Origin of the sequence: Methanogenium sp. MK-MG, from assembly GCF_009914725.1 — an archaeon.
Lineage (GTDB): Archaea > Halobacteriota > Methanomicrobia > Methanomicrobiales > Methanomicrobiaceae > Methanogenium.
This window is the reverse complement of record NZ_JAAAWJ010000067.1, coordinates 1-9,743: the sequence shown is the minus strand read 5'-3', so window position 1 is coordinate 9,743 and position 9,743 is coordinate 1. Positions and strand designations below refer to the sequence as shown.

Sequence of the window (9,743 nt, the reverse complement as noted above, 5' to 3'; positions counted from 1 at the left end):
CGATCTTGGGTCTGCTGATAAACTGATGATGACCCGTTGGGGCACTGATGCAATTAGTGCTCACGCATGTCGGAGAGACCCGTCGATCGTGAGTTCAAATCTCACCGACCCCACTTTTTGAGAGTATTTTTATTAGCCTACATCAAACAGATACTGGCTTAGGAGACACTCATGTATCTAATAGGAGAATCACTCGAGGGCGAAGGTACTGAACTAGCCCATATCGATCTTATGATCGGAGATAAAAACGGACCAATTGGCACAGCATTTGCAAATGGGCTGTCCCAGCTATCTGCGGGCCATACACCCCTGCTTGCTGTCGTCCGTCCAAATCTGCTGACAAAACCAGCTACACTCATTATACCAAAAGTAACCCTGAAAAAGAGCTCACAGGTTAATGCAATTTTTGGCGCAGTGCAGGCCGCGGTGGCCAAGGCTGTTGCTGACAGCGTTGAAGAAGGTGCCTTTGATGCAGTTGACATTGAAGATATTGTCATTCTTGCCAGTGTCTACCTGCACCCGGACGCAGCAGACTACAACCGGATTTACCGCTACAATTACGGCGCAACAAAGCAGGCTATTGAACGGGCATTCGCACAGTTCCCCGATAAAGAAACCCTTCTGAAGGAAAAAGACCGCGCAGGGCATGCAGTCATGGGATTCAAAGTTCAGCGCCTCTGGAACCCACCATACCTGCAGGTGGCCATGGACCTCGTTGACATGAAGTCCGTCGAACGTGTCCTGACGGAAGTTCCGAAAAATGACCATGTGCTTATTGAAGCAGGCACACCGCTCATCAAGCAGTTCGGACTCAATGTCATATCTGAAATCCGCAAAATACGCCCGGACGCATTCATCATTGCTGACCTCAAGACACTTGACACCGGCAACCTTGAAGCACGCATGGCAGCAAATGCATCCGCAGATGCAGTTGTTGTTTCCGGCCTTGCACCGGTCTCAACCATCGAGAAGTTCATTCTTGAAGCAAAGAAGACCGGCATTTACTCTGTCATCGATATGCTCAATGTTGATGACCCTGTCTCACTCATAAAAGACCTGGCATCACGAGGCACAGTCCCGAGCATTGTTGAGCTGCACCGTGCGATCGATGAAGAAGGTAGTGAATACAACTGGGGCAACATCGGCGCAATTAAAGAAGCTGCAGGTGGAAACCTCCTCGTTGCAACCGCAGGCGGCATCAGGCAGCATGTGGTGAAGACCGCACTGAAATCCGGTGCAGACATTCTTGTTGTGGGCCGTGCAATCACCGCGAGCAAGAACATTAAAAACGCAGCTGAACAGTTCCTCGAAGAACTCAACAGCGAAGAGATTGATCAGTTCAGAATTATGACTGACTTCTAAACGAAATACCTAAAAAATTAACGAGAGCGGGAATCCCCGCTTCTCTCATATTTCTATTGTTTCACCGGGTGAGAGGATTTTTACCCGGATATCGGTGGTGCGTTCAAGGGTTTTCTTAAACTTCTCTGCGTCCTGTTCTATGACCGGAAATGTATTGTAATGCATCGGGATGACCGTATCAGCACCCACAAATTCAGCGGCCATCATTGCCTCGTCAGGCCCCATCGTATACCTCCCGCCAATAGGCAGTATTGCAATATCCGGGTGATACAGTTCACGAATAAGCTTCATATCAGAAAACAGTCCGGTGTCTCCGGCGTGATAGATGACATGACCATCCATCCGTATTACAAAACCGGCAGCCACACCCCCATAAAACCCATGCTCCCCTGAAACTTCAAGCCAGGATGAATGGAGCGCAGGCGTCATGGTAAACCGAACACCTTCAACCTCAATTGTCCCCCCGATATTCATTCCTTCAGCAGCCATTCCCCTATCCTGCAGCCACCGCGCAATCTCGTTTACCGCAACAACAGGTGCGGAAAATGACAGGGTCTCCCCAAAATGGTCACCGTGCCCATGAGTAACGGCAACGATATCCACATCCTCAGGAACCTCTCCCTCAGTGATAAAAGGGTCTACAACAACTTTCTTTGAGCCGTCAATCACAAAGCATGAATGACCAAGCCATGTTATCTTCATGGTATATTGATTATTTAGAACGTATATAAAAAAATTGAGATGGGATAAGTCTCAGCTGATATCAGCCAGTTCCGCTTCGGTTATATCTATTGCTTCTGCAAGCCCGTCATTGTTGAGTCCACCGGTCATAGACTCAGTCAGGTCACGGTCCTCCATCACATCACGAATCCGTTCAAGATATGGATCTAATGTAGGGTCACGTTCCTGCTCAATCACATGGCGGTACTCACGCAGGGTTGAAGGACTGATTCCGAGTTCTTCACTGATCTCCTTCATCGTCTTGCCTGAGTCAAGCAGTTCTTCCATACGGGCGCGTTCAAACGGCATCTTGAAATCAAGTTCCCGGAATAACTTCAGCCGGACACGGGCACGGGCAACGGTCTTTGAGAGTTTCTCATCGTCAAGCACACGGGCAATTTCTGTATCATTCTTCCCGTCATAGTATGCACAGACAAGCTGGGCAAGCTGGCGTGGAGGAAGTTTAGTCTTGAAATGGCCCTTATCCAGAATCTCCCGCATAATAAGAGCAACCTCGCGTTCAATGGCTTCCTTGTCACGGAGTGTCCCGTGAATCTTTCTCATCGGTTCAACAATGGTTGTCTTGTTGGTAATGTCTGTGAAAAGGTCAAGAAGTTCCTTTTTGCGCTGGTTCATTCTTTCCTTTTTCTTACTCTTGCTTTCCCGCATACGCACTCACCGGAATCTGCTTTATAATGTGTATGATACAATATAAGGCTTTTCTTCCGTGCAATAGTAAATTCAGTGCTCGTTAAAATATGTTTTATAATCACGCGTAGAATATAGAGGAAAGCAGTGATCCAGAATGGGCGATATATACGATAATGTAATGGAGCTTGCACGAAGGCGGGGCTTTGTATGGCCGTCTTCAGAATGCTATGGGGCTGTAGCCGGATTCATTGATTATGGTCCCCTCGGGGCAATGCTGAAACGGAAAATCGAAAATATCTGGCGTGACTTTTATATCATCCGCGAGGGCTACTATGAAATCGAAGCACCGACCATCGGTATTGAATCGATTTATGTTGCCTCCGGCCACGTCAAAGGATTTGCGGATAAAATGTACCAGTGCCCCTCCTGCAGGGAGTATCACCGGGCAGATCACATCGCAGAAGAGCATGGCACCGCCAATGCAGATACCTTAAGTCTGGAAGCACTTGCAGAAATTATTAACGGGCTGCCATGCCCGTCATGCGGTGAACTAATCGAAGACGCGAATGTATTCTACTTTAACCTGATGTTTCAGACCACAATCGGTCCCGGTTCACAGCGGAAAGGGTATCTGCGTCCGGAAACAGCACAGGGAATATTTACTGATTTCAATCGTCTGTCACGGTTTTACCGGGAAAAATTACCATTTGGTGCAGTCCAGATAGGCAAATCCTACCGGAATGAAATATCTCCACGACAGGGAATGATTCGCCTTCGTGAATTTACCCAGGCAGAAGCAGAAATCTTCATTCACCCGGACCACAAAGAACATCCTGATTTCAGCCGGTATGCAGACTATGCTGTACCCCTGTGGGGACAGACGCAGCAGATGCAGGACATCAAACCCGTCATCGTCTCCATGCGTGAAGCGGTTGATTCCGGGCTTGTCGCGAATGAATATGTGGCATATTATATTGCCCTTACTCATGAATTTTTGACACAGGTAGGTATCAACGGGGATAAACTTCGTTTCCGACAGCACCTTCCGACAGAATGTGCCCATTATGCTCTGGACTGCTGGGATGCAGAAATATTCTCAGAGCGCTTTGGCTGGGTTGAAACGGTAGGTATTGCTGACCGCACTGATTATGACCTGAAGGCCCATGCAAAAGGGAGCGGGGATAGTTTCACCGTATTTATACCGTATGAAAACGTCCGCCACGAAAACCGCAGGATAATTGTGCCTGACATGGGTGCACTGGGACCACACTACAGGGGAAAGGCAAAGGCAGTCGCAGACGCACTAAAATACTCTGCACCCGGCCCTGACGGTGCAACCATTACCGTTGACGGAGAAGAACTCTTCATCCCGCCGGAACTCTACAAGATTCGTGAAGAGACCGTTGAAGTGCGTGGTGAAGAAGTCATGCCGCACGTTGTCGAACCATCATACGGAATCGACCGTATCATCTACTGCACCCTCGAACATGCATATGAAGAAGAGGATGTGGAAGGAGAGATCAGGAAGGTTCTCCACCTGAACCCTGCTGTTGCTCCGGTACAGGCAGCAGTATTTCCGTTAATGAACAAAGACGGACTTGACACCATTGCACAGGCACTCTCAGTCAGTCTTCAAAAACACGGAATCCTTGCACAATATGATGACAATGGAGCGATTGGAAGGAGATACCGGCGGCAGGACGAGATCGGCACTCCGTATGCAATTACCGTTGATTATGATTCACTGGAGGATAATACCGTCACCCTGCGTGAGAGAGACAGCATGCAGCAGGTGCGCCTTCCGATCAGCCTTGTACCGGAAACCCTTACCCGCCTGATTCATGGAACCCTGCCGTTCTCAGAAGCGGGCAGTAAGACATGAATTACCTATCACATTCTTTTATCAAACCCGAATCCATTGAAAGACGCGAATATCAGCTTTCAATAGCAGCGTCAGTCCTGCAGGAAAATTCAATGGTTGTTTTACCAACAGGCCTTGGCAAGACTGCCATTGCATTGATTGTAACAGCCTCACGCCTGCTGAATGCAGGCGGGAAGATTGTTATGGTGGCACCAACGAAACCTCTCGTTGAGCAGCATTATCAATTTTTCTCAAAATATCTCCGGGTTAACGGTGCAGAGGAGACCAGTTCTGATCAGTTCACCATGTTCACCGGTGCAACACCGAACAAAAAACGGATACAACAGTGGCAGAACGCCACCTGCATCTTTGCAACCCCCCAGGTAATAAAAAATGACTGCCTCGCCGGCAGATATCGTCTCAATGACGTCTCTTTGTTAATTGTGGATGAATGCCACCGGGCAGTCGGGAACTATGCATATGTATTCATCGCAGAGGAATACTTCAGGCAGGCGGATAATCCGCTTCTCCTTGCAATGACTGCTTCCCCCGGCAGTAATCTGGAGAAGGTTCAGGAGATCTGTGGCAACCTGATGGTGAGCAGAGTGGAGAGCCGCACCGACACAGACCCTGACGTAAAACCCTACATCCACGAACGTGAAATCTCTTATCTTTCCGTTCCATTACCCGAAAAACTTGAAAATATCATTAAAACGTTAAACCAGCTTCTTGCATCCCGCCTCTCAATGCTTTCAGGATTAGGATTTACGGTAGCCTCTCCTGAAAAATTATCGATGAAGGCAATGAACGCCATATCGGCACAGGTGCAGGCACGCATCAAAGAACGTGACCAGTCAGGGTTTATCGGGGCATCCATTCATGCCGAGTGCATGAAACTCCGCCACGCCATATCCCTTGCTGAAACACAGGGGAGTGAACCACTCAGACACTATCTCTTCAAACTTCAGGCTGAAGCAGCCGATCCAAAGGCATCAAAGGCCAGTATTCGCCTCTCACAGGACCCGGAGTTCCAGGAGCTGGCGTATCAGGCGCAGGGATGGCAGGAAGAACTGCTGCAGAAGCCGGAATATATTGTAAAAATCGTGCAGAAGCAGATTGCAGAATTCCCGGACAGCAGAATCATCGTCTTTGCTACATTCCGCGATACGGTCAATCTTATAGTGAAAAAGCTCGCCGATGCAGGCATTGAGAGCCACCGCTTTGTCGGACAGTCAACCCGTGACACAGAGAAAGGATTATCGCAAAAAGAGCAGCTTGCAACCCTCGCCCGATTCCGGGAGGGGACGTTTAAAGTGCTGGTCTCAACGTCAGTCGGTGAAGAGGGGCTGGATGTGCCCTCCACCGATCTGGTGATATTCTACGAGACCGTTCCGTCAGAAATTCGCAGCATTCAGCGAAAAGGCAGAACCGGGAGGCATGGCGCGGGCAATATCATTGTGCTTGTCACCAAAGGAACCGCCGATGAAACCTATCGCTGGATCAGCCAGTCACGGGAAAAATCCATGCTGAAAGGCATATCTTCACTGAAAAAAGTGCCATACAACAGCCCTTCAGTTCCGGCAGAGAAGAAACAGCAGATGAGCATCAATGATTTTAGTTGCGAACCGGAGAAGAAGATCCGTGAGTATGATTGCGAACCGGAAAAAAAGATCATCGCTGATGACCGGGAGACATCATCTGCAGTGGTGGAATGGCTCCATAAAAACGATACCATTGCCCTTGAAATAACCCGGCTTGAATATGGTGACTATGCCATCGGAAACCAGATGCTGGTTGAGAGAAAGACTGCACGGGACTTTGTTGACACGCTCGTTGAACGCGATCTGCTGGGACAGATTAAGCGTATGGCGGATTCCTGTGAACATCCGGTGCTGATCATCGAAGGGACCGACATCTATGCACAGAGAAACATTGCACCCAATGCCATACGCGGTGCCCTTGCGGTAATCAGTGTGCAGTTTGGGGTTTCAGTGTTCATGGTTACAGGACCGGAAGAGACTGCTGAAATGCTCTGTGTTCTCATGAACCGTGAACTGGGAGAGCCATCGGGCCGCCCATCAATGCACCATCATAAGTCATACCGGTCAGAGCGTGAACAGCTGGAATATATCCTTTCAGCTTTTCCGGGAATTGGCCCCCGTCAGGCCCGCAGCCTGCTTGAACACTTCGGGTCACTCTCCGCAGTAATTTCTGCGTCAGAAGAGGAACTCAGGAATGTTGAGGGAATCGGCCAAAAAATATCGGGAGTGATATACACACTCTCCGGTAAAAAATATTAATACATATTCGGGCTATTTTTTTAGCCCCTGCAGGGCCTCGGTTCCTGCGCGCACTGCATCCATATACAATTTCGCATCTTCAGACCGTGACGCGTCCATTGCTTTTTTACACAGTGCACATATGGCATTTTCCAGAGATTCAGTAACAGATTCGGAGAATTGTAAATTTTTGTCCTGAACCTGAGATTTGTGCATTACAGATTTTTCCGGCAGATCCTGCTTATTATCTCCTGAAACCCCCGGTTTACCCAGTTCCTTACAGACAACACAACATTGTTTCCCTTCTGTTTCAAACAATGGAGCCCCACAGTCATCACATGTCACAGAAAGCATTCTCCCTCCGGTCAGCAGATATGAGGCCATGACTTCATCTTCAGTTTTCATCAGTTCACTCCGGTTTCTCAAATATCTTATATATGCTATTACAAAAATGTATACTGCAAAGGTGGAACTATGGCTGACCCAGAAGTAACAATCAAAAACTGTGTAATGATGCTGCAACATCTGATGGAAGATAGTACGATACCACGCAACATCAGAAGAGTCGCAGATGATACCCGTAAAGTGCTTATGAATGAATCCGAGACACTCGGGCTGCGTGCAGCAACTGCAATATCGATTATTGATGAGATCAGTAACGATCCGAATATGCCAGTTCATGCCCGTACACGCATATGGGAACTGGTCTCCCAGTTAGAGACTATCCCACTGGACTAAAATTATTCATTTTATTTTTTCGTGAAAACGCATTTTATGTTGCATACCCTCCCCTGTCAACGGGATATTTCAGGTGCTGATAACACTATAGACAGATCGTCCGTTTCCATCCACCCTGGCCTCGTCACGGGCATACCAGATCTTCCGGGTACATATCCACCATATGCACATGAGGGCCCCTCTGACATACTCCCACGACTAAAGTCGTGGGCTTTCTGCCTGTTTTCTTCGTAATTTTGGATCATCAAAGGCGAAGGAGAAGGACATATATTCCTGTCCAGCGTAGGCATCAGATATGACATACATATCCATACATCATGGACGAAACCTGCTCTGCCTCCTCATCGCGGTATACTTTATCGTAGGATTTGTGATAGCAGGACCCCCGACAATTCTCATCACATCGTCCCCCAGCGGGGCAGAGGTGTATATCGGAGGGACGTACAAGGGTGACACCCCACTGGACCTGACAGGACGCTACTCAGCCGGATCATATTCGATTGAGATTCAAAAAGCCGGATATGTTTCATGGCTGGGTTCAATGGTAGTCAAAAACGGTGAAACCACATCGATCTCTGCTACCCTGACACCCTACAAAGGAAACGCAGATATTTCATCCATACCTGCCGGAGCAACCATTTACCTCGATGGGAATTATGCCGGCGTCGCCCCCAGAGTCATCAATGACATTCCGACAGGAACACACGCCATATCATTAAAACAGGATGGATATTATGACTGGAACAGCGAGATTGAAATCGTTTCCAGAAAAACGGTTACCATCAGTGCACGGATGGAGACACGCGACGCTCCGTATGACGGTTCAATCAATATTCAGTCCACACCATCAAATGCCGAAGTATACATCGATGGGGAACTGAAAGGATATACTCCCCTGATAATTCGTGAACTGGGTCCCAGCAATTACCACATCAACCTGAAACTGGCAGGATACCAGGACTGGGACGTGAGTGTTGATGTCAGTGAGAATGAACAGGAAAAAATAAGTGCAAATCTCTATCCTTCCTCTGGCACTCCATCTGAAACGGCTACGCCGATACCCCTCATCATTCCAATAATAAGCACAGGGATTGCCGGTCTGGCACTCTACTGCACTCAGAAAAAAAATAATTAATATTCGTTTAAATTATTATTTTCCATTTCATTTTCTGTTTCGACTCCAGCCTCGGCTTCGGCCCCGGTTTCAATTTCCTCAGGTTCGGGTTTAACAATCGTAAACCCAACCAGGCTGTCACCGTCATCCAGTTTCATAACTCTGACACCACGCGTCCCGCGTTTCTGAATGGAAATCTCTGATGCCGGTGTCCGCAGCACGATACCCGAACTGCTCATCAGAAGGACTTCATCATCATCGGAGACTGCTTTTGAAGCGATAACGCCTGCCAGGCAATCGGTCTGAATATTTCTGACACCCAGGGTAGCACGTCCATGCCCCATAAATTCATCAAATTCAGTTCTTTTGCCATATCCCCGCTGTGTAATCGTCAGCAGATGGTCTTTTTCTATGACTGCCATATCCTGCAGCATGTCACCATAACGGAGTTTAATGCCAATGACACCCAGCGCATTTCTGTGGCGCAGGGGAACTGTCCCTATATTAAACCGGAGACTCTGTCCGAACCTGGTGGTAAGTATCAGATCACTGGTGGCATCAATGCTCTTTACATGGACAAGTTCATCAGTCTCACGGAGAGTGATTGCATTGATACCGTTGGCGCGGGGACGGGAGAATTCTGCCTGCGGAATCTTGACGACCATGCCGTCCTTTGTTACAAAGAGGAAGAACTTCTCATCACTGAACTCAGAAACAGGTATGATTGCCGTTACCCGTTCTTCATTGAGATTCAGGAGATTGACAATCGCCTTCCCACGGCCGGTGCGGCTTGCTTCCGGAATGTCATATACCTTCAGCCAGTACACCCTGCCGGCAGAGGTGAAACAGAGCAGATAATCATGTGTACTGGCAGTGAAGACCGTGCGAACAACGTCATCTTCCTTTGTTGCCATACCGATAATGCCCCGCCCTCCCCGGTGCTGACCACGATAGGTCTCAAGCGGCATGGATTTAATGTAATTGTCCCCGGTCAGGGAAACGACCATATCCCGCTTTT

The 9,743-nt window shown here is 48.3% G+C and carries 9 protein-coding genes; 5 read left to right on the top strand and 4 right to left on the bottom strand.

Annotation, left to right across the window (positions count from 1 at the left end; genetic code table 11):
• The first annotated feature begins 171 nt into the window (after positions 1–171).
• Entirely contained in the window at positions 172–1,362 is a 1,191-nt protein-coding gene (locus tag MKMG_RS09015) for a bifunctional 5,6,7,8-tetrahydromethanopterin hydro-lyase/3-hexulose-6-phosphate synthase (protein WP_165077434.1), read from the top strand.
• Positions 1,363–1,407: 45 nt separating this feature from the next.
• Here the strand turns inward: MKMG_RS09015 and MKMG_RS09010 are convergent, their stop codons facing one another.
• Positions 1,408–2,064, bottom strand: a complete 657-nt coding sequence (locus MKMG_RS09010) for a metal-dependent hydrolase (RefSeq protein ID WP_165077432.1) — start codon at positions 2,062–2,064, stop codon at positions 1,408–1,410.
• Positions 2,065–2,115: 51 nt separating this feature from the next.
• A complete protein-coding gene (locus tag MKMG_RS09005; RefSeq protein ID WP_254059155.1) occupies positions 2,116–2,751 on the bottom strand; it encodes a response regulator receiver protein in 636 nt (211 codons plus the stop codon).
• Between the two features lie 136 nt (positions 2,752–2,887).
• Here MKMG_RS09005 and glyS point away from each other — a divergent pair, with 136 nt between their 5' ends.
• A complete protein-coding gene (glyS, locus tag MKMG_RS09000) occupies positions 2,888–4,615 on the top strand; it encodes a glycine--tRNA ligase (protein ID WP_165077430.1) in 1,728 nt (575 codons plus the stop codon).
• Positions 4,612–6,894, top strand: a complete 2,283-nt coding sequence (locus tag MKMG_RS08995; RefSeq protein ID WP_165077428.1) for a DEAD/DEAH box helicase — start codon at positions 4,612–4,614, stop codon at positions 6,892–6,894. Before glyS ends, MKMG_RS08995 begins: the two co-directional genes overlap by 4 nt.
• Positions 6,895–6,906: 12 nt before the next feature.
• On the opposite strand, the gene MKMG_RS08990 is transcribed toward MKMG_RS08995, so the two are convergent.
• Positions 6,907–7,278, bottom strand: coding sequence for an Sjogren's syndrome/scleroderma autoantigen 1 family protein (locus MKMG_RS08990; protein ID WP_165077426.1), 372 nt, complete (start codon positions 7,276–7,278; stop codon positions 6,907–6,909).
• Positions 7,279–7,347: 69 nt separating this feature from the next.
• Here MKMG_RS08990 and MKMG_RS08985 point away from each other — a divergent pair, with 69 nt between their 5' ends.
• Together MKMG_RS08985 and MKMG_RS08980 are read left to right on the top strand one after the other, a co-directional pair.
• On the top strand, positions 7,348–7,611 hold the full coding sequence (locus tag MKMG_RS08985; protein WP_165077424.1) for a UPF0147 family protein: 264 nt from the start codon (positions 7,348–7,350) through the stop codon (positions 7,609–7,611).
• Between the two features lie 295 nt (positions 7,612–7,906).
• On the top strand, positions 7,907–8,746 hold the full coding sequence (locus MKMG_RS08980; RefSeq protein ID WP_165077422.1) for a PEGA domain-containing protein: 840 nt from the start codon (positions 7,907–7,909) through the stop codon (positions 8,744–8,746).
• Here MKMG_RS08980 and MKMG_RS08975 read toward each other — a convergent pair.
• Positions 8,743–9,743 (bottom strand): DNA gyrase C-terminal beta-propeller domain-containing protein (locus MKMG_RS08975; RefSeq protein WP_305847744.1); only part of this gene is annotated, 1,001 nt, incomplete at its 5' end. The two genes, MKMG_RS08980 and MKMG_RS08975, sit on opposite strands and share 4 nt — an antisense overlap.